The following is a 22,843-nucleotide window of genomic DNA, read 5'->3' on the forward strand; positions in this document are numbered from 1 at the left end:
GGTGCCGAGTGGTGGGGCAAGAGCGTTTTGCTTACTTTTGCGCTCTTCAAAAGTGAGCCGCTGTAAGAGCGGAACCAATAGCGGCCATAACCGAAGAAACGGATATGTACCCCCATCCCCCTAAACCCCCCATCACTCTCAACAAACATTTTGGTTATTAATAAATAGCTTCTTATTCCTTAACGAATATATACCCCGTGCCTATACTGACCCACAACGTTAAACGCTGCAGGAGGGCACACCCATGCACAGCGAGTCGATTCGTTATCTGATCGTGCCGGGCTGGCAAGGATCGCCAGAAGATCATTGGCAAAGTCATTGGCAGAACAGCCTGCCCAACAGCGCTCGTGTGGAGCAGGCCGACTGGCTCACCCCACGCCGCGAAGACTGGGTGGCCGCCCTGGCCGAAGCCATCGCCGCCGACAGCACCCCGGTGATTCTGATCGCCCACAGCCTGGGCTGCATCACCGTCGCCCATTGGGCGGCCACCGCACCGGTGCAGTTCCTGCGTCAGGTACGCGGCGCCCTGCTGGTGGCCCCGGCCGATGTCGAACGCCCTGCCTGCGCACCCGCCCTGCGTAACTTTGCGCCAATCCCCAGCCACCTGCTGCCGTTCCCAAGCCAGGTCGTCAGCTCCGACAACGACAGCGCCGTCAGCGCCACCCGCGCCCTGGAACTGGCACGTAACTGGGGCGCCGAAGCGGGAATTCTCGCGGGCGCCGGGCACATCAACGTGAAGTCCGGCCATCAACGCTGGGAACAGGGTTTCGCCTACCTCTATCGCCTGCAAAATCGCCTGGAACATCACTCCCGGCGCCGTGCATAAAATTTTTTAAACGCCCCTTCCCCTTCGTGGATGGGGCGGGAGCCTGCCATGAGCCTGCATGAAACCTTCGGTCAGCCCCTTCTGACCTTCCCCGACGCCGAAAAAAGCCCCCTGAGCATTCGTGCCAAGGCGCTGGTGTTTGTCGACCCGCGTTCGCGGCAACTGCGCGAAGACCTCGAAAACCTCGCCCCCCGTGCCTTGCCCGTGTTGATCCGCGGCGAAACCGGCAGCGGCAAGGAGTTGCTCGCCCGGCATATCCACCGTGGCAGCGACCGCACCGGCCTGTTTGTCTCGGTGAATTGCGGCGCCATCAGCCCGACATACGCCGACGCCGAACTGTTCGGCTACGCCGCAGGCAGCCACAGCGGCGCAGCCAGCAGCCGCGCCGGCTGGTTTGGCTCGGCCAACGGCGGCACGTTGTACCTGGATGAAATCGGCGACTTGCCGCTGCCAATCCAGGTCAAGCTGCTGGCGGCGCTGGAAAACCACGAAGTCACTCGCGTCGGCGCCCATCAGCCAAGCCCGGTGGATGTGCGGCTGGTGGCGGCCACCAGCATCGACCTCGCCCAGGCCGTGGCGGCCGGCAAGTTTCATGAGCGCCTGTTCCATTACCTCAGCGAAGGCCAACTGGAGCTGCCCGCACTGCGCGAGCGGGTGGGCGACATCCTGTCACTGGCCGAATATTTCCTCGGCATCTACAGCCAGCGCCTCGACCTGCCGGTGCCGCTGATCAGCGACGAAGCCCAGCGCGTGCTGGAGCATCACAGCTGGCCGGGCAACACCCGGGAGTTGGAGAACGTGATTCACTTTGCCTTGCTGGTCAGCAGTGGCGACGAGATTCTGCCTGAGCATTTGAACCTGCCCGTGGCGGGTTCGCCTGTGGAGCAGGTGCGGCGAATTCTTGGCCACGCCAGCGCCGCCGAGGTTGAAGCCCTGAAAAGCTATCTGAAAGAACACGCTGTTTTGTAGGAGCCCGGCTTGCCGGCGATGGCGTCCTCAGGAGCATCGCAAGGCTCAAGACCGCCATCGCCGGCAAGACGGGCTCCTGCATGAACAAAATGGAATATCAAAGTGAATAAAAAGTATTGTTCTGGAATAAAAAACCTCGGTATTGTCCGCTCCACGCCGCGATAGCACTTCGCTGGCATCCACTAAAAAAGCGGCCGTCCCAGACGACCCGGATTTTCGATAAGGACACTGCATGAAAAAGGTTCTGTTGTTTACCGCACTGGCGGCTGCCCTGACTGCAAGCTTCGCCCAGGCCAACGAGAAACTGGTGGTAGCCGCTACCCCGATCCCGCACGCCGAGATCCTTGAGCTGGTCAAGCCGACCCTGGCCAAAGAAGGCGTGGACCTGGAAATCAAAGTCTTCACCGACTACGTACAACCGAACGTACAGGTGGCCGAGAAGCGTCTGGACGCCAACTACTTCCAGACCCTGCCGTACCTGGAAAACTTCAACAAGGGTAAAGGCACCAACCTGGTCACCGTGGTCGGTGTGCACGTTGAACCCTTCGGCGGCTACTCGAAAAAAATCAAAAACATCTCTGAGCTCAAAGATGGCGCCACCGTGGCCATCCCGAACGAAGGCAGCAACTCCGGCCGTGCCCTGCTGCTGCTGCAAAAGGCTGGCGTGATCACTCTGAAAGACCCGACCAACGCCCTGGCCACGCCGAAAGACATCGCCAGCAACCCGAAACACCTGAAATTCAAAGAGCTGGAATCGGCGCTGCTGCCACGCGTCCTGGACCAGGTTGACCTGGACCTGATCAACACCAACTACGCCCTGGAAGCCGGCCTGAACCCGGCCAAGGACGCGTTGATCATCGAAGACGCCAAGTCGCCGTACGTGAACTTCCTGGTTGCCCGCCCGGACAACAAGGACAGCGACGCGATCCAGAAGCTGGCCAAAGCCCTGACCAGCCCTGAAGTGAAAGCTTTCATCGAGAAGAAATACAACGGCGCGGTCGTGCCGGCGTTCTGATCGAACCCAAAAACCTCCTTCAAGGTTTAAACGCCGACGGCTTCTACAGCGTCGGCGTTTTTTATGGCTGGAACACAATCGAAATGTGGGAGCGGGCTTGCTCGCGAATGCGGTGGGTCAGCCAACACATCTGCTGACTGATACACCGCATTCGCGAGCAAGCCCGCTCCCACTTTTTGGGACTGTGTCTGCTCAGAGATTCCGGCTATTGATGGCCCTGCGCAGTGCCACCAGCCACTTCACCAGTTCCTGCGCATCAATCGGTTTTGCCTCGTTCATCGCTCATTCCCTCGCCTGTTGGTTGGCCGTCAGTCTGGCCACGCGCTGCCTATCCCTGAAGTGCAGCTCCGATAAAAAGACCCTTCCTACTTCCCCGGGAACAGTAGCTGTCATCCATCTGCACCGCGAATCCGCAGGTTATCTATTTGGGTGATATCAATATGCTATTTCGGTATTTAAATTTTGCTTTTTATACCTTTAAAGTCGGCGCTACCCGGCGTTACCCACGCTGGACCGGACCGCACCAACGCCGCTTTACCCCTGCGGCGTCAGGGATTTCAGATGACCTTCGATTACGCATTTATCCTCAGCACGCTGCCGGCGTTTCTCAAGGCCGTGGGCGTTACCCTGCAAGTCGGCCTGATCGCCATTGGCACCTCCATGCTGGTGGCCTTGATCAACGCCGCGCTGCTGGTGTTTCGCACGCCCTACGTGTGGCGCCTGGTGGCGCTGTACGTGGAGTTGGCGCGCAACACACCGCTGCTGATCCAACTGTTTTTCGTCTATTTCGCGTTGCCGGCCCTGGGGCTGAATATCTCCGGGTTCTGGGCGGCAATCATCACCATGACCTTTCTCGGCGGCGCCTACCTCACGGAAGTGTTGCGCGCCGGTGTCGAGGCGGTGCCGCTGGCACAGATCGAATCGGGCAAGTCCATCGGGCTGTCCCACTGGCAACTGCTGCGCCATGTGATCCTGCCCCAGGCCGGGATCCTCAGCCTGCCGGCGCTGTTTGCGAACTTTATTTTCCTGCTCAAGGAAACCACGATCGTGTCGGCGGTGGCGGTGCCGGAAATTCTCTACACCACCAAAAGCTATATCGCCCTCTACTACAAAACCTACGAAATGCTCGCGGTGCTCACGTTGATCTGCGTGCTGTTATTCCTGCCGCTGTCGCTGCTGCTCAGCCGCCTTGAAAGGAGGCTCCAGCATGGCCAGTTCGGGTCTTGAATTACTCTGGGTGTCCTTGCCGCAGCTGGGCAAGGGCGCGGCGCAAACCCTGTCGATCTCGTTCTTGAGCATCGCCTTCAGCACCGTCGGCGGCGTGGTGTATGGCGTGCTGCGCACGTTGAATTCGAAAGCGATCAACCTGGTGCTGCGGATTTACCTGGAGCTGTTCCGCGCCATTCCGGTGTTGGTGTGGTTGTACTTGCTGTTCTTCGGCCTGCCGATTTTCTTTGGCCTGAGCATTCCGAGCTTCTGGTGCGCCGTGCTGGTGTTGTCGCTGTGGGGTGCCAGTGAAGTCGGCGAAGTGGTGCGCGGTGCGTTGCATTCGTTGCCCCGTGGCCAGCGTGAAGCCGGCCTGTCGATTGGCCTGTCGGACCCGCAACTGTACGGTTACGTGCTGTTGCCCCAGGCCCTGAAACGCATGACCCCGCCGACCATCAACGTCTACACCCGCATCATCAAGACCAGCTCCCTGGCGGTACTGATCGGTGTGGTGGACGTGATCAAGGTCGGCCAGCAAATCATCGAGCGCACCTACGAGTCGGTGTTGATCTACGGCGCGCTGTTCCTGTTTTTCTTCTTTATCTGCTACCCGTTGTCGGCCGCCTCCAAGGTGCTGGAACGGCGCTGGGCCCAAGCATGAGCGCATTGATCGAGTTCCAGGGTTTCAACAAGTTTTTCGGCGACCAGCAGGTGCTCGACGGCATCGACCTGAGTGTGCAAAGCGGCGAAGTGGTGGTGATCCTCGGCCCCAGCGGTTGCGGCAAAAGCACCTTGCTGCGGTGCCTCAATGGCCTGGAAGTGGCCCACAGCGGCAGCCTGCGTTTTGCCGGCAAGGAGCTGCTGGACAAGGCCACCGACTGGCGCCAGGTGCGCCAGGACGTGGGCATGGTGTTCCAGAGTTATCACCTGTTCCCGCACATGAGCGTGCTCGACAACCTCCTGCTCGGCCCGCTGAAAGTGCAAAAACGCGAGCCCCGCGAAGCCCGGGCCCAGGCTGAAAAACTGCTGGAACGGGTGGGCCTCTCCGACAAACGCGACGCCTACCCGCGCCAGCTGTCGGGCGGCCAGCAGCAACGCATCGCCATCGTCCGCTCGTTGTGCATGAACCCGCAGGTCATGCTGTTTGACGAAGTCACCGCCGCCCTCGACCCGGAGATGGTCAAGGAAGTACTGGAAGTGATCCAGGGCCTGGCCCGGGACGGCATGACGCTGCTGATCGTCACCCATGAAATGGCCTTCGCCCGCGCCGTCGCCGACCGCGTGGTGTTCATGGAGGCCGGCCGCATCCTCGAACAAAACACCCCCGAGGCATTCTTTACGAACCCGCAAACCGCACGCGCGCAGCAGTTCCTGGAGAAGTTCTCCTTCGTTTCAACACTGCCCAAAAGAACCAAGGAACTGGAGCTGTCATGAAATCTGCCAAGTTGTTATTCCCCCTGTTCGGCCTCGCTTTGCTGGCCGGCTGCAATAAGTCCGAAGAGCCCGCCAAGACGGCTGCCGCTGCCACCCCGGCACCCGCTGCGGTGAGCTACATCGACAAGATCAAGGCGCGGGACAAGCTGATCGTCGGCGTATTCACCGACAAGCCGCCGTTTGGTTTCGTGGATGAGTCCGGCCGTTATGTCGGCTTCGATACCGACATCGGCCGCCGTTTCGCCAAGGACCTGCTGGGCGACGAGAACAAGGTTGAATTCGTCGCCGTAGAGCCGGCGAGCCGCATTCCGTTCCTGCAAAGCGACAAGGTCGACCTGATCCTCGCCAACATGACGGTGACGCCGGAGCGCAAGGAAGCGGTGGACTTCACCAACCCGAACCTGAAAGTCGCGGTGCAGGCCCTGGTGCCGCAGGACAGCTCGGTGAAGAGCCTGGACGACCTGGCGACCCGCACCACCATCGTCACCACCGGCACTACCGCGGATATCTGGCTGACCAAGAACCACCCGGACTGGAAACTGCTGAAGTTCGAGAAAAATTCCGAGTCGCTGCAAGCGTTGTCGGCGGGCCGTGGTGATGCCTATGCCCAGGACAACCTGGTGTTGTTCAGCTGGGCCAAGCAGAACCCGGGCTATCGCGTGCTGGAGCAGAAACTGGGGGATGAAGCGCCGATTGCGCCGGCGGTGAAGAAGGGCAACATCGAATTGCGGGATTGGGTGAATGCCGAGCTGGCGAAGTTGGGCGAAGAGAAGTATTTGCTCAAGCTGTATGACCAGTATGTTCGCAAGGAACTGAGCGATGACACCAAGCCGGAAAGCGTGATTGTTGAAGGCGGGAAGTGGCAGGGTTGATCAGTTAGCTGTTGGGTGACTGATCTACCGTCTTCGCGAGCAAGCCCGCTCCCACATTCGACCGAGTTCCACCTTTGGAATGCGGACAAATGTGGGAGCGGGCTTGCTCGCGAAGAGGCCCTCACAGGCGCCGCCTAACTGGGCCAATGCCACGCCGGCTCATCCAGCACCCGCTGCCCCACCACCTGCGTCTGCCCCATCACCTTCTCCAGCACGATCGAATTACACCCTTCATCCTGCTGCAACGCCGCAATCAAGCGGCTGGCATGGGACACCACCCACACCTGACACTGCTGCGACACCTGAATGATCAGCCGCGCCAACGCCGGCAAAAGATCCGGGTGCAAGCTGGTTTCCGGTTCGTTCAATACCATCATCGTCGGTGGCCTCGGCGTCAGCAGCGCCGCCACCAGCAGCAAGTAGCGCAAGGTGCCGTCCGACAATTCTGCTGCCGACAAGGGCCGCAGCAACCCTTCCTGATAAAACTCGATGGCAAAGCGTCCGCCCTGCAACGGCTCGATATTCAACCGCGCGCCGGGAAACGCATCGCTGATCGCCCGCTGCAAGGCGTCCGGGTCGCCAATCTCGCGAATGGTCTGCAACGCCGCTGCCAAATCCCGACCGTCGTGATGCAGCACCGGCGTGCGCGTGCCCAGTTGCGGCTGGCGCACCGGGGCGTCGACGTCGCTGCGAAAGTGGTCATAAAAGCGCCAGCCGCGAATGCTTTCGCGCAGCAGCAATACCTCCGGCGAACCCCGCAGGCTGCCGACCTGATCGAACAGGCTGTGGTAGTTCGGCGTGTGCTGGGCCAGTACATCCCAGGCGCGGCCATCGCGGGCACGTACCATCGGGCCGGAGCGCTGCACCAGCAGGCTCGCCGGGCGAAATACATGCCCGGCCCAGATGCATTCTTTCTTGATCTCCGGGTCCAGGGAAAAATAGGACAAGGTTTTCTCGGGCAACCCCAGGGAAATCGCATAGCTGAAATCCTCTGCGGCAAACCCCAGGCGCAGCCGCTTGGCGCCCTGGCGCACGATGGGCTCCACCGCCACTTCACCACTGAGCATGCGCCGACTGATGCTTTCCGGCCCGGCCCAGAAGGTTGAATCCAGCCCACCCTCGCGGGCCAGTGCGTTGATCACCCCGCCCTGGGCCGTCTCCGCCAGCAGCCGCAGGGCGCGGTACAGGTTGGACTTGCCGCTGCCATTGGGGCCGGTGATCAGGTTCAACCGATCCAGCGGCACCACCAATTTGTTGATCGAGCGGTAATTGGCCACCGCGAGGGTTTTGAGCATGAGAGGATGTTCGCGATTATGTGGATCCGCATGTTACCTGCGTCGGCTGGCGGAGATGTGTCGCGAGCGTCCTGATTTCCTGTAAGTCAATGCCTACGACGCGGAACCCTGAACTACGCTAACAGTCGCATAATCACCGACGCGTCAATCAAGCAAGGAGCCTGCATGGGCGGTCCCAAACTCACATTTATCCTCGGCCTTGGCTTGCTGGCGCTGTTGAGCGGTTGCGGCCAGGAAAAAGCCGAGCCCAAGGAACATTCCCGGGTGTTTGTGCAGACGGTGAAATCCACCGACTTTGCCGCCGCCGTGACTTTGACCGGCGATATCCAGGCGCGGGTGCAGACCGATCTGTCGTTTCGCGTCGGCGGCAAGATCATCCAGCGCATGGTGGATGTCGGCGACCGCGTCAGCGCCAAGCAGGTGCTGGCCAAGCTCGATCCGAAAGATTTGCAGACCAACGTCGACTCCGCCCAGGCCCAGGTGGTCGCCGAGCAGGCGCGGGTCAAACAGACCGCCGCCGCGTTTGTGCGCCAGGAAAAACTCTTGCCCAAGGGCTACACCAGCCGCAGCGAATACGACTCCGCCCAGGCCGCGTTGCGCAGCAGCCAGAGCGCGCTGACCGCGGCCCAGGCGCAGTTGGCCAATGCCCGCGAGCAGTTGGGCTACACCTCGCTGGTCGCCGACGCGCCGGGCATCATCACCGCCCGCCAGGCCGAGGTGGGCCAGGTGGTGCAGGCCACCGTGCCGATTTTCAGCCTGGCCCGGGATGGCGAGCGCGACGCGGTGTTCAACGTCTATGAATCGCTGCTGGTGGAGCCGCCGCCGGACAAGCCGATTACCGTCAGCCTGCTGGAAAACCCGCAGATCACCGCCGTGGGCAAGGTGCGCGAAGTCACCCCGGCCGTTGCCGCCAATACCGGCACGGTGCAAGTCAAAATCGCCCTCGACGCGCTGCCCAAGGGCATGCAACTGGGCTCGGTGGTCAGCGCCACCGCCAACGGGCCGGCCAAGGCCAGCATCGAATTGCCGTGGGCAGCCTTGACCAAAGACATCAGCGCGCCTGCTGTCTGGCTGGTGGACGACGACGGCAAGGCGCAACTGCACAAGGTCACGGTCGCGCGTTACCTGACCGGCAAGGTGATCATCAGCGACGGCCTCAAGGGCGGCGAAAAAGTCGTGGTGGCCGGCGGGCAACTGCTGCATCCCGGCATGATCGTGGAAATCGCCCAGCCGCCGGATCAGGCCCAGGCCCAGGGAGTGCAGCCATGAAGCAGTTGACGTGTGTGCTCGCCGCCAGCCTGCTGTTGATGGCGTGTTCCAAGGAAGAACCGGCACCGGAACCGGTGCGCCCGGTGCTGTCGATTGAAGTGAAAGCCGAGGACCAGGAAAACCTCGGCCGCTTCGCCGGAACGATCCAGGCCCGTTACGAAAGCAATCTCGGTTTCCGTGTGCCAGGCCGTATCGCCCGGCGCGCGGTCGACGTGGGCGCTGAAGTGCAGCAGGGCGCGTTGCTCGCCGTGCTCGACCCCACCGATCAACAGAACCAGTTGCGCGCCGCCCAGGGCGACCTGGCCCGGGTCCAGGCACAGTGGATCAACGCCCAGGCCAATGCGCGTCGCCAGCAGGAATTGTTCAACCGTGGCGTCGGCGCCCAGGCCCAACTGGACATCGCCCAGACCGACTTGAAAACCACCCAGGCTTCCCTGGATCAGGCCAGGGCCTCGGTCAACCAGGCCAAGGACCAGCTCAACTACGCCGAACTGCGCACCGACCATGCAGGCATCGTCACCGCCTGGAATGCCGAGGCCGGCCAGGTGGTCAGCGCCGGGCAGCAAGTGGTGACCCTGGCACGACCGGACATCAAGGAAGCCGTCATCGACTTGCCCGCCGGCCTCGCCGAGCGCCTGCCGCCGGATGTGGTGTTCCTGGTCGCCGGGCAGATGGATCCCACGGTCAGCACCACCGCCACCGTGCGCGAGATCGAACCCCAGGCCCAAAGTGCCACCCGCACCCGTCGCGCCCGCCTGACCCTGGCGGAAACACCGCCCGCGTTCCGCCTTGGCACCGCCATCAGCGTGACCCTGAGTTCAGCCATCGCGCCGCGTATCGAATTGCCCCTCAGCGCCTTGCAGGAAGCCGACGGCAAGACCCGCATCTGGGTCATCGACACCCAAAGCCAGACCGTACAGCCCCGTGACGTCAGCATCGTCAGCCGTGACGCCGACAGCGCCTTGCTCAACGCAGGCGTCAAACCCGGCGAGCGGGTGGTGAGTGCCGGCGTTAACAGCCTGAAGCCCGGGCAAAAAGTCAAAATCGACGAGGACAGCCCGCGATGAAAGGGAGCTTCAACTTATCCGACTGGGCCCTCAAGCATCAGTCCTTCGTCTGGTACCTGATGTTCGTCGCGCTGCTGATGGGCGTGTTCTCGTACATGAACCTCGGTCGCGAGGAAGACCCGTCGTTCACCATCAAGACCATGGTGATCCAGACCCGCTGGCCGGGTGCGACCCAGGAAGAAACCCTCAAGCAGGTCACCGACCGCATCGAGAAAAAACTCGAAGAGCTGGACTCCCTCGACTACGTGAAGAGCTACACCCGGCCCGGCGAGTCCACGGTGTTCGTGTTCCTGCGGGACACCACCAGCGCCAAGGACATCCCGCAGATCTGGTACCAGGTCCGCAAGAAGATCGACGATATTCGCGGCAGCTTCCCCCAAGGCTTGCAGGGGCCGGCGTTCAACGACGAGTTCGGGGATGTGTTCGGCTCGGTGTACGCGTTTACCGCCGACGGCCTGTCGATGCGCCAGCTGCGCGATTACGTGGAGCAGGTGCGCGCCGAAATTCGTTCGGTACCGGGGCTGGGCAAGGTCGAGATGATCGGCCAGCAGGACGAAGTGATTTACCTGAATTTCTCCACCCGCAAACTCGCAGCGCTGGGGATCGATCAGCGCCAGGTGGTGCAGAGCCTGCAATCGCAGAACGCCGTGACCCCGGCTGGGGTGATCGAGGCCGGGCCGGAGCGGATTTCGGTGCGCACCTCCGGGCAGTTCGCCTCGGAGAAGGACCTGGCCAACGTCAACCTGCGGCTCAATGACCGTTTCTATCGGCTGGCCGACGTGGCGGAAATCACCCGTGGCTATGTCGACCCGTCGACGCCGATGTTCCGCTTCAACGGCAAACCCGCCATCGGCTTGGCCATCGCCATGCAGAAGGGCGGCAACATCCAGGATTTCGGCAAGGCCCTGCACAAACGCATGGACGACCTGACCGCCGACCTGCCGGTGGGTGTGGGCGTGCACAAGGTTTCCGACCAGGCCGAAGTGGTGGAGGAGGCCGTCGGCGGCTTTACCAGCGCGTTGTTCGAGGCGGTGATCATCGTGCTGGTGGTGAGCTTTATCAGCCTCGGCGTGCGTGCCGGGTTGGTGGTGGCGTGCTCGATCCCGCTGGTGCTGGCGCTGGTGTTCGTGTTCATGGAATACAGCGGCATCACCATGCAGCGGGTGTCGCTGGGCGCGTTGATCATCGCCCTCGGCCTGTTGGTGGACGACGCGATGATCACCGTGGAGATGATGATCACGCGCCTGGAAAAAGGCGAGACCAAGGAGCAGGCGGCGACGTTCGCCTACACCTCCACCGCGTTCCCGATGTTGACCGGCACGCTGGTGACCGTCGCCGGGTTTGTGCCGATTGGCCTCAACGCCAGTTCGGCGGGGGAGTACACCTTCACGCTGTTCGCGGTGATTGCCGTGGCAATGCTGGTGTCGTGGGTGGTCGCGGTATTGTTCGCGCCGGTGCTCGGGGTGCATATCCTCAGCAGCAAGGTAAAACCCCACAATGCCGAGCCGGGCCGTGTGGGCCGGGCGTTCAATGGCGGCATGCTGTGGGCGATGCGTAACCGCTGGTGGGCCATTGGCATTACCGTGCTGCTGTTTGTAGCGTCGGTGTTTTCCATGCAGTTTGTGCAGAACCAGTTTTTCCCGTCCTCGGACCGTCCGGAAATTCTCGTCGACCTCAACCTGCCGCAAAACGCCTCGATCAACGAGACCCGCAAGGCCGTCGACCGTCTTGAGGCGATCATCAAGGACGACCCGGACATCGCCCGCTGGAGCACCTACATCGGCCAGGGCGCGATCCGTTTCTACCTGCCGCTCGACCAGCAACTGGAGAACCCGTACTACGCGCAACTGGTGATCGTCAGCAAGGGCCTGGAAGAGCGCGGCGCCTTGATTGCGCGCCTGCAAAAACGCCTGCGGGAAGATTTTGTCGGCGTGGGCAGCTTCGTGCAGCCACTGGAAATGGGCCCGCCGGTGGGGCGTCCGATCCAGTACCGGGTGTCTGGCAAGGACATCGACCAGGTGCGCAAACACGCGATCGAACTGGCGACCATGCTCGATAAAAATACCCACATGGGCGAGATCATCTACGACTGGAACGAGCCGGGCAAAGTCCTGCGGGTGGACATCGCCCAGGACAAGGCGCGGCAACTGGGGCTGTCGTCGGAAGACGTGGCGCAGTTGATGAACAGTGTGGTCAGCGGTGCATCGGTGACCCAGGTGCATGACGATATCTACCTGATCAACGTGGTCGGCCGCGCCGAAGATGCCGAACGCGGTACGCCGGAAACCTTGCAGAACCTGCAGATCGTCACGCCCAACGGCACCTCGATTCCGCTGCTGGCGTTCGCCACCGTGCGTTATGAGCTGGAACAGCCGTTGGTATGGCGTCGCGACCGCAAGCCGACCATCACCATCAAGGCGGCGGTGCGCGACGACATGCAGCCGACCGACCTGGTGAAACAGCTCAAGCCGGACATCGACAAGTTCAGTGCTGGGTTGCCGGTGGGCTACAAGGTCGCCACCGGCGGCACCGTGGAAGAAAGCGGCAAGGCCCAGGGCCCGATTGCCAGGGTAGTGCCGTTGATGTTGTTCCTGATGGCGACCTTCCTGATGATCCAGCTGCACAGCGTGCAGAAGATGTTCCTGGTGGCCAGCGTGGCGCCGCTGGGGCTGATTGGCGTGGTGTTGGCGCTGATTCCCACGGGCACGCCCATGGGCTTTGTGGCGATTCTGGGGATCCTTGCGCTGATCGGCATCATCATCCGTAACTCGGTGATCCTGGTGACGCAGATCGACGCCTACGAGCGCGACGGCTACACGCCGTGGGACGCGGTGGTGGAAGCTACCGAACACCGGCGCCGGCCGATCCTGCTGACCGCAGCAGCGGCCAGCCTGGGCATGATCCCTATCGCCCGTGAAGTGTTCTGGGGCCCGATGGCCTACGCGATGATCGGCGGGATCATCATCGCCACCTTGCTCACGCTGCTGTTCCTGCCGGCGCTGTATGTGGCCTGGTACAAGATTCGCGAGCCGAAGAAAGAACAAGCCTGACAGCCACAGCGGTGACATTCCTACACGGACGTGGGAATGTTCCCTGAAACATTTTTTTGCCCTTCGCACCCGATCAATTGTTTTACCCTCCGGGCCTGATCCTTTTGCCAAGGCCTGCCCCATGCGTTGTTTCCTGCTGGTTTGTAGCTTGTTACTGTCGCCCGTGGCCCTTGCCGGCACGGTGCTGGAGAACGCCCTGTGGCGGGTTGAGATCGACCCGGCGACCCTTGCTATCCACGTTATCCCCAGCGACAAGACCGCCGTGCAGGCTTCAAGCGGAGGCCCTGCGCACAGGGTCAACCAGCTCTCCCAAAGCACCCGTCAGGCCAGTTGGCAATGGGACGATGGCGCCTATCGCCTGAGCGCCACCCTCGAGCAACGGGATCTTGCCCTGACGATTACCGCCCGTGATGCCGGTGAGTTGGCGATCCTGCGCCAACCCGCCAGCGCCATGGGCAAGGGCCTGATCTGGCCCCTGGCCGAAGGGCATTACGTGCCGGCGGGCAATGGTGTGTGGCAGGACTTCCTGCTGGAGCAGGGCGACGTCAACACCACCCAGGACCTCAGCTTGCCGCTGTGGGGCGTGGATCACGGCGCGTTTACCCTCAACTGGCTGATGACCAATCCTTACAACAACCGTCTGCACTGGCAGGCCGACGGCAAAGGACTGGCGTTGTCCGCCTTCCATGAATTCACCACGCTGGACCCCGCGGCACCGATGACCGTTCTGTTGCACCTGGGCGAAAGCGACCCGCTGGCCGGCGCCAAGCGTTATCACCAGTGGCTGGTGGAGCAGGGGCTGTTTGAACCGTTGGCGGACAAGTTGCGGCAAACCCCGGAAGCGGAAAAGCTGCTGGGCGCCAGCCATATCTACCTGTGGGGCAATGATCTGCTGGCTCCGGGGGATGTGCGCGACTGGCCGCAACTGCTCAAGCTGCTACGCAGCGGCAAAGGCTTGGCGGCTGAATTGAATGGCTTGCTGGACAAAGAGGCTGCGCAGGTTCGGCAGGTCAAGCAACCGTATGAGCAGGCTGTCCTGCTGCGCGGCCTGAACGCGGCGATCAACACAAAGGCCCGGCAGGGCTGGCAGCCCTCCACCGAGCCGAATATGACCCAACTCGCTGACGGTTATGGTGCGCTGCGTCGTGAGTTGGCCGTGGCTTTTGCGGGTGCCTTGAGCGCCACGCCTGAGACTTGGGGCAACACCTTGTCCGTCACCAACGCGCTGAAAGGCGCCGGTCTCAAGCGCCTGCTGGTGACCCAGGGCGAAGGCTGGGAAGGCGGGCTCTGGCATCCTGAGGCGGTGAAGACCGGGGTCGACGCCGGTTACCTGATGGCGCCCTACGACTCTTATGAAACGGCACTGTCTGCCACCGAAAATCCCGACTGGACCACCGCGCACCTGGGCAGCAAGGCCTATGGCGAGTGCGCGATCGTGTTGAAGGGCGGCCAGCTCAAGACAGGCTTCCAGAAGTCCGGCCACTACACCGACCCGCGCTGCGTGCGGCCGTTGCTGGAGGCGCGGATCAAGGCGGTGCAGGCCAAGTCCGGGTTCAACGCCTGGTTCCTCGACGCCTATGCCACCAGCATGTTGTTCGACAGCTATCGCACGGGTGCGAGCATGACCCAGGCACAAAATGCCGAAGGCAATATCGATGCGGCCCGCTGGATCAATACGGCGCTGAAGTTGCCGGCAGGTTCCGAGGACGGCAACGCGATCACCGCCCGAGGCATCCTGTTTGCCCACGGCATGCAAACGCCGGTGCTGGGCTGGGGTGATCGGGAGATGACCAAGGACAAGCAGTCGCCGTATTACGTCGGGGCTTGGTACCCGCCGGAACAGCCGGCGGTGTTCTTCAAGTCGGTGCCGTTGAAAGAGCCGTTTCGCACGGTCTACTTTGACCCGACGATGCGCCTGCCGCTGTATCAGGCGGTGTTCCATGGCTCGGTGATCACCACCCACCATTGGCTGTTCGACAGCCTGAAACTGAGCAACGTGCGGGCCGAAAGCGAGCTGACGCAGCTGCTCTACAACGTGCCGCCGCTGTATCACCTGAGTGCGGCGACGGTGAAGCAGCGCTTGGCGGTGATTCAGCGCCAGGACGCGTTCTTCCGGCCGCTGCATGAGCGGTTGGCGACTCAGGCCATGACCGATTTTCGCTGGCTGACGGAAGATAAACAGGTGCAGCAGACCACGTTTGCCGATGGAACGCGGTTGGTGGCGAATTTTGCTGAGGGGCGTATTACGGCTTTTGTGCCTGGCGCCCAGGCTGTGGTGTATCAGGTGGATGAGTGGCGGCTGTGAGTCCTTCGCGAGCAAGCCCGCTCCCACAGGGAAATGCATTCCAAAATGTGGGAGCGGGCTTGCTCGCGAAGGCGTAAGCCCAAACAACAAAGACCTACAGCTTGCGCCACACACTCGCCAGCCACGGCTGTTGTTCCCGAGGCAATCCCGCTGGCCGGTAGTAATGCTCCAACTCCATAAACCCCGCAGCCGTCAGCAATTCCTGCCAGGCCTGCAAGTCGTGATACGAGCCATACCGCGGCCCATTCCAGCCCTCCTGGTTTTCACCCCGAGGGTTTGAGCTGAACAACACTCCACCGACCTTCAACGCCCCATGCAACTGCCCAAGAATGCGCGGCAGTTCCTGCTTGGGAATATGAAACAGCACCGCATTGGCGAAGATCCCGTCGAAACGGCCGGCCGGCAAATCCAGCTTCAGGAAGTCCTGTTGCAGCACTTCACAGCCGCTGTCTTCCCGGGCCATCTGTGCAAAGCGCTCCGAACCATCGAGCCCCACCGCGATGTGGCCCATGCGGGTAAACGTCTGCAAATCCCGCCCCGGCCCGCAGCCGAAATCCAGCACGGTAAACGGTGCGTCGCCCTGGATATGCCGCAGCAACGCATCAATGTTCTGGCTCACATCGTGATCGCGGGTGCCTTCACGAAAATCCTCGGCCACTTTGTTGTAGTGGCCAAGGGTGGTGGAGGTGATCTGGTCGAGGTCGTCGGGGGCAAGTTTCATGGCAGGTTATACCGGGCGCTGAGATGGCCCGACTATACCTCACCTCTTGTTCAGAACCCTGGCCAACCGATCGCCGCCCAACTGAATCACGGCTACCAGGATCACCAGCAGCACAATCACGGTGAGCATGATCTGCGTGTCAAAACGCTGATAGCCATAGCGATAGGCAATATCCCCCAGCCCACCGGCGCCAATTGCGCCGGCCATGGCCGAGGAGTTGATCATCGTCACCAGGGTAATCGTGAACCCGCCGACAATCCCCGGCAGCGCCTCCGGCAGCAGCACATGCCAGACGATATGCCAGCGCCGGCAACCCATGGCCTGCGCCGCCTCGATCAAGCCGTGGTCGACTTCGCGCAAGCTGACTTCGGCGATCCGCGCGAAGAACGGCGTGGCCGCGATGGTCAACGGCACCACCGCCGCCCACACGCCATAGGTGGTGCCGACGATCAACCGGGTGAACGGAATCAGCGCCACCATCAAAATCAAAAACGGGATCGAGCGGAACAGGTTAACGAACGCCCCCAGCACCCGATTCAAGGCAGGCGCCTGATAGATGCCGCCCTTGTCACTGGTCACCAGGAACACCGCCAGCGGAATCCCCACCAGCAATGCAATCAACGACGACACTCCGACCATCAACAGTGTGTCGATGGCGCCCTGCAGTAAACGATCAAACCACATAGCCCAGCACCTCCACCTGTTGTGCCCAGCGCCCGGCGCGGCTGCGCAGTTCTTCGGCGGTCAGGGACGAGCCGCTCACCGCCAGCAGCAATTGCCCCAAGGCGTGGCCCTGGATGCGTTCCACACCGCCTTGCAGCAAGCGCACGCGCCCGCCGAGGGCGCTGAACAACGCAGCAAGATCGGGTTCGTCTTCGGCACTGCCAGTCAGTTGCAAGCGCAGCACCACGGCGGCGTCCTTTGAGGTCGGATTGGCCTGCAGGCGGCTTTGCAACTCTTCAGGCAGGCCATGTTGCAGCGGCGCCAGCAGGGTTTTACTGACCTCATGCTGCGGGTTGCCGAACACTTCCCACACCGGACCTTGCTCGACCACATGGCCGTGTTCCAGCACCACCACGCGGTCGCAGATTTCGCGAATCACGGCCATTTCGTGGGTGATCAGCACGATGGTCAGGCCCAGGCGTTTGTTGATCTCCCGCAGCAGGCCGAGGATGGATTGCGTGGTCTCAGGGTCGAGCGCCGAAGTGGCTTCATCGCACAACAGAATCTGTGGGTCATGCACCAGTGAGCGGGCAATGCCCACCCGCTGTTTCTGCCCGCCGGACAGCTGCGCCGGGTAAGCCTTGTGCTTATCCTGCAAACCGACCAATTCCAGCAGTTCACGCACCTTCTTCTCGCGCTGCTCCTTGGGCACGCCTGCGACTTTCAACGGCAGTTCGACGTTCTGCCACACGGTCTTGGCCGACATCAGGTTGAAGTGCTGGAAGATCATGCCGATGCGTCGGCGCAGGGCGACCAGGCGGTCTTCGTCGAAGTCGCCGATGTCCACCTGGTCAATCAATACCCGGCCGCTGCTCGGTTGTTCCAGGCGGTTGATGGTGCGGATCAGCGACGACTTGCCGGCGCCGCTGCGGCCGATGATGCCGAAGACTTCGCCGCGCTGGATCGCCAGGTCGATGCCTTGCAGGGCGGGCACGGATTGGCCGTCATAGGTCTTGCCCAGGTTGATAAAGCGCACGTGCGCGCGATTCAGGTCCGGGTGCAGTTCTGTCTGCTCGGCGTCCCTGGGCGGCAGGCCCAGGTCGCGCAGTTGAGAGTGGGCGGCGGTCATTTTTTATCTTCCCAGCCCACTTGGTAGAGCTTGCCAAGGGATTTATCCAACGCGGCGCGCACCACCGGCGAGTGCTGGTAGATGTCGACGAACTTGATCACCCGCGGGTCGGTTTTGCTCTTGGGCTGGACCACGAACTGGATCACGTATTCCGGGTGGTCGAGGCCGTCGAACAGCAGCGCTGACTCGGCATCGAAGGTCTTGGACAGGCGGATATACGCCGGGTAGCCCTGCACCAGGTCGGCGTCGTCATAAGCGCGCACCAGTTGCACGGCTTCGACTTGCAGGATCTTGATCTTCTTCGGGTTGGTGACGATGTCTTCTTCAGTGGCCTTGTAGCCCACGCCCGGCTTGAGCGTGATCAAGCCGGCCTTGGCCAGCAGTTGCAAGCCGCGACCGCTGTTGATCGGGTCGTTGGCAATCGCCACGCTGGCGCCCTGGGGCAGGTCGTTGATGCTCTTGTACTTCTTCGAATACAGCCCGACGTTGTTGATGATGCCCGGCGCGTACGGCACCAGGTCAAAGCCGGCGGCGGCCTTGGCGTTTTCCAAAAACGGGATGTGCTGGAAGTAGTTCACGTCGATATCGCCGGCTGCCAGGCTGACGTTGGGTGCGATCCAGTCGGTGAATTCCACCAGTTCGACTTTCAAACCCTGTTTGCCGGCCTCTTCGACGGCGGCCTCCAGGGGAATGGCGAAGGCGGCGGTGGTGCCGACTTTCAAGGGAGCGTCAGCGGCGAATACCGCCGAGCTGAACAATCCGAGGGCGAGCGCCAGTGCTTTGACTGGGTGGCTGAGCAGTGTTTTTTTCATAGTGGATTTCCAGTCATAAGGTATGAGTGCAAACAACTCGGTCAACTGTGGGAGCGGGCTTGCTCGCGAAAGCGGTGTGTCAGTGAATGCATCCGGCGACTGATACAGCGCTTTCGCGAGCAAGCCCGCTCCCACATTTTGGTTCAGTGGCGGTAGGTGGAGCCGGTGTGTTGTTCAGGTAAGTGCGCCGAGTGGTGGAAGACTTTCTCCCGCAACGTCCCGGTCTCATACGCGGTCTTGTACGAGCCCCGGCGCTGCAGCTCCGGCACCACCAGTTCGATGAAGTCGACGTAGCTTTCCGGGGTGACGATGCGCGTCAGGTTGAAGCCATCCAGGCCGGTTTCGCTGATCCATGATTCAAGTTCATCCGCCACCTGTGCCGGCGAACCCACCAGGGTGATGTAGCGCCCGCCCAGGGCGTGTTGCTCAAGCAACTTGCGCCGGGTCCAGTCATTGTTCTGCAGGTTCTTGGTCGCGGACTGGATGGCGTTGCTCTTCACGTACTGGATCGGTTCGTCGATTTCGTACTGTGAAAAATCAATCGCCGTGGATGCCGAGAAATGCGCCACGCCGGCTTCCGCACTGGCGTAGCTCAGGTACTCGGCGTGCTTGGCCCACGCAGCTTCTTCGGTGGCGCCGACAATCACGTTCAGGCCCATGAACACCTTGATATCGTCCGGGTTGCGCCCGGCTTCCACGGCGCTGGCGCGCACCTTGTCCACCTGGATCTTGGTCGAGGCCTTGTTCTGCCCGCTGATGAATACGCACTCGGCGTGGCGCCCGGCAAACAGCAGCCCACGGTCGGAGCTGCCCGCCTGGAACAGCACCGGCGTGCGTTGCGGCGACGGCTCGCACAGGTGATAACCCTCCACCTGATAGAACTCGCCCTTGTGCTCGACCTTGTGCACCTTCTCCGGCTGGGCATACACCCGCGCCTGCGGATCGTTGATCACCGCGTCGTTTTCCCAGCTGCCTTCCCAGAGTTTGTAGAGCACCTCCAGGTATTCGTCGGCCTGGTCGTAGCGCCGGTCGTGCTCGACCTGCTCGGTCAGGCCCATGGCCTTGGCGGCGCTGTCGAGGTAGCCGGTGACGATGTTCCAGCCCACCCGGCCACGGCTCAGGTGGTCGAGGGTCGACATGCGCCGGGCGAACAGATACGGCGGTTCGTAGGTGAGGTTGGCGGTCAGGCCGAAGCCAAGGTTTTTGGTCACCGCCGCCATGGCCGAGACCAGCAGCAACGGGTCGTTGACCGGCAGCTGGATCGCTTCCTTGAGCGGCACGTCCACCGAGTTCTGGTAGACGTCATACACGCCGACGATGTCGGCGATGAACAGCCCGTCGAATAGTCCGCGTTCCAGCAATTGCGCCAGTTCGGTCCAGTACTCGATGGTTTTGTACTGGGTCGAGTTGTCCCGTGGATGGGTCCACAGGCCGTGGTTGATGTGCCCGATGCAGTTCATGTTGAAGGCATTGAGCAGGATCTTTTTCTTCGCCATCAGATAGTCCCCCGCAGTGGCGGGTTTTCATCGTTGAGGTAGTAATTGCCCACGGCGTGGTACTTCCAGCGCACCGGGTCGTGCAGGGTGTGTACCCGGGCGTTGCGCCAGTGGCGGTCCAGGCCGTGTTCGGCGAGGGTCGCCTGGCTTCCGGCAAGTTCGAACAGGGTACTGCCGGCCGCCAGGGAAATCTCGGTGCTGAGGGCGCGCACTTCGGCGACCGCGATGGATGCGGCCGCGACGGTGTCGGCATTGCTGTCGGCCTGGGCGCGGTCGAGGAATTCGCCTGAGCGTTCCAGCAGGGCTTCGGTGGCGTGCAGGCGGATGCTCAAGTGGCCGAAGCTTTTCAGGGTCAGCGGATCTTCGGTGGCCTTGTCGCTGGTGGCGTCGATCCACGGCCGGGTCTTGGTGCGCACGAAGTGCAGCGCATCCTCATAGGCAGCGCGGGCGATACCGGTGTCGATGGCGGCGTGAAGGATCTGCGCCAGCGGGCCGACAGTGGTCGGGCGTTCGAAGGCACTCTGGAACGGGATCACGTCCTGGGCCGCGACCCACACGTTATCGAACACCACCGAACCGCTGCCGGTGGTGCGCTGGCCGAAGCCGCTCCAGTCGTCGATCACGCTCAGGCCCTCGCTGTCACGGGTGACAAAGGCCAGTTGCTGCACACCGTTTTCGTCCACCACGGACGTGGGAATACGTTGGGCGTAGATCGCGCCGGTCGAGTAGAACTTGCGGCCGGTGATACGGAAACCGTCACCGTCGCGGGTGATCTTGGTGATGCGGTCGTGGGCGGTCTTGGTGCCCAGTTCTGCCAGGGCATTGCCGAAGCGCTGGCCGGCGAGCACTTCGGCGTACAGGCGTTTTTGCTGCGCCGGGCTGCCGTTCACCCGCAGCACTTCGAGGGCATAAAAATGGTTTTGCGGGATCTGCCCCAGGGACGCATCCGCCTGGGCAATCAGTGCCGTGACCTTGGCCAGGGTGACGTTGGAAACGCCGGCACCGCCGAACTCCTTGGGTACGCTGATGCCCCACAGGCCGGAGCGGGAAAACACGTCCAGCTCAGGCAAGGGCAGGCGGCGTTCACGGTCACGCAAGGCGCTGTCGCGGCGGAAGTCTTCGGCCAGGTCGCTGGCGACAATGAGGGCTTGTTCATCGCTGGTAATAACCGCGACGTGATGAGAAAGGGTCATGCGTATTCTCCAGAGGTCTGGTCGGTTAAATCCAGGAATGTCGGGCAGGTAAAGTGCCGTTGAGGTGGTAAGCGCCCACCGCGTGGTACTTCCAGCGGACCGGGTCGTGCAGGGTGTGCACCCGGGCGTTGCGCCAGTGGCGGTCGAGGTTGAATTCGGCGAGGGTCGCGCGGCTGCCGGCCAGCTCGAACAGCTTTTCGCTGGCGAGCAGGGAAATCTCGGTGGTCAGCACCTTGGCTTCGGCTACGGCAATCGAGGCGCGTGCGGCGGACTGCGCGGTGATCGGCGCGGCGCTGACTTGGTCCAGTACCTGGCCGGCCTTGCGCAGCAGAGCTTCAGCGGCGTGCAGTTCGATCTTCAGCTTGCCGATATCGGCGATCACATACAGGTCATCGCTGGCCCGTTCGACCTTGGCGTCGATCCATGGCCGCGAGCGTTCGCGTACAAAGCTGATGGTGTCGTCGATCGCGCCACGGGCGATGCCGGCGTCGATGGCCGCCTGGATCAATTGCGAGACTGCACCCTGGATGCCCGGTGTTTCGCCGAGTCGCCAGGTTTCCACCACCAGTTCAGCGTCCACCGCCACTTGATCCAGCAGCACTGTGCCGCTGGCGGTGGTGCGTTGGCCAAAGCCGGACCAGTCATCGACGATGCGCAGGCCTTCGGTGCCACGGCGCACGAACGCCATGACGACTTTGCCGTCATCGTTCAAGGCCTTGACCGCCACCCAATGGGCGAACAGCGCGCCAGTGGAGTAGAACTTCTGGCCACTGACGACGTAGCCGTCACCTTCGGCGGTGATGCGTGACTTGAGGTCCAGGGTGTTTTTGGTACCGCGTTCCGGGCCGCCGTTGCCGATGCGCCAGCCGTCCAGCACGCTCTGGAACAGCTGCTTTTTCTGACGCTCGCTGGCCGCACCTTGCAGCACGTGCAGGATGCCGAAATGGTTCTGCGGGATTTGCCCCAGCGCCGGGTCGGCCGCGCTGATGATCGCGAACACCTCGGCCAGGGTCACGAAGGACACCTGCGGGCCGCCGTACTCACGGGGAATGGAAATACTGCCCAGGCCGCTGCGGGTGAAGTGTTCGATTTCAGCCCAGGGCAGTTTGCGTTGCTGATCGCGCCGGGCCGCTTGCAGGCGCGCAGCCTGTGCCAGCTCGTGGGCGGCGCTCAGGGCCTCGGCGTCGTTGCGCAGCACTTTGGCGGGCAACAACAGCGGGGCAACGTCCAGATCACTCTGGGGGGGTGTTTGTGCCAAGTTAGACATCAGCGCCGCTCCTTGGCTGCACGCAATGCCCTGGCGTTACGCACCGGGGTAATTTTGACCATACCTACCTCACATCCGTTGAAAAGATAAAAAAATCAGGAATGTCCGGTGGTCCGGTGCATATACCCTAAGCGTGTTAAATTTTTTAATAAACTAACTTTTAGGAATATGCATAGAAGGTCTGTCACCCCGGTTCACAAGGCGAGCCGGGGCGACGGGGTTGGTAGGCCAGCGGGGCCCTGGCGGGGCTGGTC

General features: G+C 62.0%; 19 protein-coding genes. 11 read left to right on the forward strand and 8 right to left on the reverse strand.

What is annotated here, in order from left to right:
• The first annotated feature begins 244 nt into the window (after positions 1-244).
• The 7 genes from AC3WKX_RS31115 to AC3WKX_RS31145 all read left to right on the forward strand — a co-directional run bounded on the left by AC3WKX_RS31115 (position 245) and on the right by AC3WKX_RS31145 (position 6,322).
• Positions 245-826 carry an alpha/beta hydrolase gene (locus tag AC3WKX_RS31115; protein WP_003211820.1) on the forward strand — a complete coding sequence of 194 codons (582 nt, stop codon included), beginning with the start codon at positions 245-247 and terminating at the stop codon, positions 824-826.
• Positions 827-874: 48 nt separating this feature from the next.
• Positions 875-1,795 (forward strand): sigma 54-interacting transcriptional regulator, encoded by a 921-nt coding sequence (locus AC3WKX_RS31120; RefSeq protein ID WP_003211821.1) that lies wholly within the window; start codon positions 875-877, stop codon positions 1,793-1,795.
• Positions 1,796-2,027: 232 nt separating this feature from the next.
• Complete coding sequence (locus AC3WKX_RS31125) at positions 2,028-2,810, forward strand: MetQ/NlpA family ABC transporter substrate-binding protein (RefSeq protein ID WP_003211822.1); 783 nt, start codon at positions 2,028-2,030, stop codon at positions 2,808-2,810.
• 561 nt (positions 2,811-3,371) lie between these two features.
• Positions 3,372-4,037, forward strand: a complete 666-nt coding sequence (locus tag AC3WKX_RS31130) for an amino acid ABC transporter permease (protein ID WP_003211825.1) — start codon at positions 3,372-3,374, stop codon at positions 4,035-4,037.
• Positions 4,018-4,677: an amino acid ABC transporter permease gene (locus AC3WKX_RS31135; protein WP_008435829.1), complete on the forward strand. Its 660-nt coding sequence runs from the start codon at positions 4,018-4,020 to the stop codon at positions 4,675-4,677. Before AC3WKX_RS31130 ends, AC3WKX_RS31135 begins: the two co-directional genes overlap by 20 nt.
• Entirely contained in the window at positions 4,674-5,450 is a 777-nt protein-coding gene (locus AC3WKX_RS31140) for an amino acid ABC transporter ATP-binding protein (protein ID WP_003211829.1), read from the forward strand. The genes AC3WKX_RS31135 and AC3WKX_RS31140 overlap by 4 nt, the downstream gene beginning before the upstream one ends.
• Positions 5,447-6,322: a transporter substrate-binding domain-containing protein gene (locus AC3WKX_RS31145; RefSeq protein WP_102606020.1), complete on the forward strand. Its 876-nt coding sequence runs from the start codon at positions 5,447-5,449 to the stop codon at positions 6,320-6,322. The genes AC3WKX_RS31140 and AC3WKX_RS31145 overlap by 4 nt, the downstream gene beginning before the upstream one ends.
• Positions 6,323-6,456: 134 nt before the next feature.
• Here AC3WKX_RS31145 and AC3WKX_RS31150 read toward each other — a convergent pair whose 3' ends face one another.
• On the reverse strand, positions 6,457-7,617 hold the full coding sequence (locus AC3WKX_RS31150; RefSeq protein ID WP_102606019.1) for an AAA family ATPase: 1,161 nt from the start codon (positions 7,615-7,617) through the stop codon (positions 6,457-6,459).
• Positions 7,618-7,782: 165 nt separating this feature from the next.
• Between AC3WKX_RS31150 and AC3WKX_RS31155 the strand changes: the two genes are divergently transcribed.
• The 4 genes from AC3WKX_RS31155 to AC3WKX_RS31170 all read left to right on the forward strand — a co-directional run bounded on the left by AC3WKX_RS31155 (position 7,783) and on the right by AC3WKX_RS31170 (position 15,308).
• The gene (locus tag AC3WKX_RS31155) at positions 7,783-8,886 is read left to right on the forward strand and encodes an efflux RND transporter periplasmic adaptor subunit (protein ID WP_003211832.1); all 1,104 of its coding nucleotides are present in this window, start codon (positions 7,783-7,785) and stop codon (positions 8,884-8,886) included.
• A complete protein-coding gene (locus AC3WKX_RS31160) occupies positions 8,883-9,953 on the forward strand; it encodes an efflux RND transporter periplasmic adaptor subunit (RefSeq protein WP_003211833.1) in 1,071 nt (356 codons plus the stop codon). Before AC3WKX_RS31155 ends, AC3WKX_RS31160 begins: the two co-directional genes overlap by 4 nt.
• The gene (locus AC3WKX_RS31165) at positions 9,950-13,003 is read left to right on the forward strand and encodes an efflux RND transporter permease subunit (protein ID WP_003211834.1); all 3,054 of its coding nucleotides are present in this window, start codon (positions 9,950-9,952) and stop codon (positions 13,001-13,003) included. Before AC3WKX_RS31160 ends, AC3WKX_RS31165 begins: the two co-directional genes overlap by 4 nt.
• Before the next feature lie 121 nt (positions 13,004-13,124).
• On the forward strand, positions 13,125-15,308 hold the full coding sequence (locus AC3WKX_RS31170) for a glycoside hydrolase (RefSeq protein WP_102606018.1): 2,184 nt from the start codon (positions 13,125-13,127) through the stop codon (positions 15,306-15,308).
• A 94-nt stretch (positions 15,309-15,402) separates the two neighbouring features.
• Here the strand turns inward: AC3WKX_RS31170 and AC3WKX_RS31175 are convergent, their stop codons facing one another.
• The 7 genes from AC3WKX_RS31175 to AC3WKX_RS31205 form a co-directional block, all read right to left on the reverse strand.
• Positions 15,403-16,029: a class I SAM-dependent methyltransferase gene (locus tag AC3WKX_RS31175; RefSeq protein WP_008435824.1), complete on the reverse strand. Its 627-nt coding sequence runs from the start codon at positions 16,027-16,029 to the stop codon at positions 15,403-15,405.
• A 39-nt stretch (positions 16,030-16,068) separates the two neighbouring features.
• Entirely contained in the window at positions 16,069-16,713 is a 645-nt protein-coding gene (locus AC3WKX_RS31180) for a methionine ABC transporter permease (protein WP_003211840.1), read from the reverse strand.
• Positions 16,703-17,821: a methionine ABC transporter ATP-binding protein gene (locus AC3WKX_RS31185; protein WP_003211842.1), complete on the reverse strand. Its 1,119-nt coding sequence runs from the start codon at positions 17,819-17,821 to the stop codon at positions 16,703-16,705. Before AC3WKX_RS31185 ends, AC3WKX_RS31180 begins: the two co-directional genes overlap by 11 nt.
• The gene (locus AC3WKX_RS31190) at positions 17,818-18,633 is read right to left on the reverse strand and encodes a MetQ/NlpA family ABC transporter substrate-binding protein (protein ID WP_003211844.1); all 816 of its coding nucleotides are present in this window, start codon (positions 18,631-18,633) and stop codon (positions 17,818-17,820) included. Before AC3WKX_RS31190 ends, AC3WKX_RS31185 begins: the two co-directional genes overlap by 4 nt.
• A 143-nt stretch (positions 18,634-18,776) precedes the next feature.
• Positions 18,777-20,129 carry an LLM class flavin-dependent oxidoreductase gene (locus tag AC3WKX_RS31195; protein ID WP_003211846.1) on the reverse strand — a complete coding sequence of 451 codons (1,353 nt, stop codon included), beginning with the start codon at positions 20,127-20,129 and terminating at the stop codon, positions 18,777-18,779.
• Positions 20,129-21,322, reverse strand: coding sequence for an SfnB family sulfur acquisition oxidoreductase (locus AC3WKX_RS31200; RefSeq protein ID WP_003211848.1), 1,194 nt, complete (start codon positions 21,320-21,322; stop codon positions 20,129-20,131). The genes AC3WKX_RS31195 and AC3WKX_RS31200 overlap by 1 nt, the downstream gene beginning before the upstream one ends.
• A 25-nt stretch (positions 21,323-21,347) precedes the next feature.
• A complete protein-coding gene (locus tag AC3WKX_RS31205) occupies positions 21,348-22,589 on the reverse strand; it encodes an SfnB family sulfur acquisition oxidoreductase (RefSeq protein WP_008435817.1) in 1,242 nt (413 codons plus the stop codon).
• Positions 22,590-22,843: the final 254 nt, after the last annotated feature.

Source organism: Pseudomonas sp. GP01-A4, from assembly GCF_058780865.1.

Excerpts from the sequence above, each read along its gene's own strand:
- AC3WKX_RS31115 (WP_003211820.1), top strand. The coding sequence starts at position 245 with ATGCACAGCGAGTCGATTCGTTATCTGATCGTGCCGGGCTGGCAAGGA.
- AC3WKX_RS31120 (WP_003211821.1), top strand. The coding sequence starts at position 875 with ATGAGCCTGCATGAAACCTTCGGTCAGCCCCTTCTGACCTTCCCCGAC.
- AC3WKX_RS31125 (WP_003211822.1), top strand. The coding sequence starts at position 2,028 with ATGAAAAAGGTTCTGTTGTTTACCGCACTGGCGGCTGCCCTGACTGCA.
- AC3WKX_RS31130 (WP_003211825.1), top strand. The coding sequence starts at position 3,372 with ATGACCTTCGATTACGCATTTATCCTCAGCACGCTGCCGGCGTTTCTC.
- AC3WKX_RS31135 (WP_008435829.1), top strand. The coding sequence starts at position 4,018 with ATGGCCAGTTCGGGTCTTGAATTACTCTGGGTGTCCTTGCCGCAGCTG.
- AC3WKX_RS31140 (WP_003211829.1), top strand. The coding sequence starts at position 4,674 with ATGAGCGCATTGATCGAGTTCCAGGGTTTCAACAAGTTTTTCGGCGAC.
- AC3WKX_RS31145 (WP_102606020.1), top strand. The coding sequence starts at position 5,447 with ATGAAATCTGCCAAGTTGTTATTCCCCCTGTTCGGCCTCGCTTTGCTG.
- AC3WKX_RS31150 (WP_102606019.1), bottom strand. The coding sequence starts at position 7,617 with ATGCTCAAAACCCTCGCGGTGGCCAATTACCGCTCGATCAACAAATTG.
- AC3WKX_RS31155 (WP_003211832.1), top strand. The coding sequence starts at position 7,783 with ATGGGCGGTCCCAAACTCACATTTATCCTCGGCCTTGGCTTGCTGGCG.
- AC3WKX_RS31160 (WP_003211833.1), top strand. The coding sequence starts at position 8,883 with ATGAAGCAGTTGACGTGTGTGCTCGCCGCCAGCCTGCTGTTGATGGCG.
- AC3WKX_RS31165 (WP_003211834.1), top strand. The coding sequence starts at position 9,950 with ATGAAAGGGAGCTTCAACTTATCCGACTGGGCCCTCAAGCATCAGTCC.
- AC3WKX_RS31170 (WP_102606018.1), top strand. The coding sequence starts at position 13,125 with ATGCGTTGTTTCCTGCTGGTTTGTAGCTTGTTACTGTCGCCCGTGGCC.
- AC3WKX_RS31175 (WP_008435824.1), bottom strand. The coding sequence starts at position 16,029 with ATGAAACTTGCCCCCGACGACCTCGACCAGATCACCTCCACCACCCTT.
- AC3WKX_RS31180 (WP_003211840.1), bottom strand. The coding sequence starts at position 16,713 with ATGTGGTTTGATCGTTTACTGCAGGGCGCCATCGACACACTGTTGATG.
- AC3WKX_RS31185 (WP_003211842.1), bottom strand. The coding sequence starts at position 17,821 with ATGACCGCCGCCCACTCTCAACTGCGCGACCTGGGCCTGCCGCCCAGG.
- AC3WKX_RS31190 (WP_003211844.1), bottom strand. The coding sequence starts at position 18,633 with ATGAAAAAAACACTGCTCAGCCACCCAGTCAAAGCACTGGCGCTCGCC.
- AC3WKX_RS31195 (WP_003211846.1), bottom strand. The coding sequence starts at position 20,129 with ATGGCGAAGAAAAAGATCCTGCTCAATGCCTTCAACATGAACTGCATC.
- AC3WKX_RS31200 (WP_003211848.1), bottom strand. The coding sequence starts at position 21,322 with ATGACCCTTTCTCATCACGTCGCGGTTATTACCAGCGATGAACAAGCC.
- AC3WKX_RS31205 (WP_008435817.1), bottom strand. The coding sequence starts at position 22,589 with ATGTCTAACTTGGCACAAACACCCCCCCAGAGTGATCTGGACGTTGCC.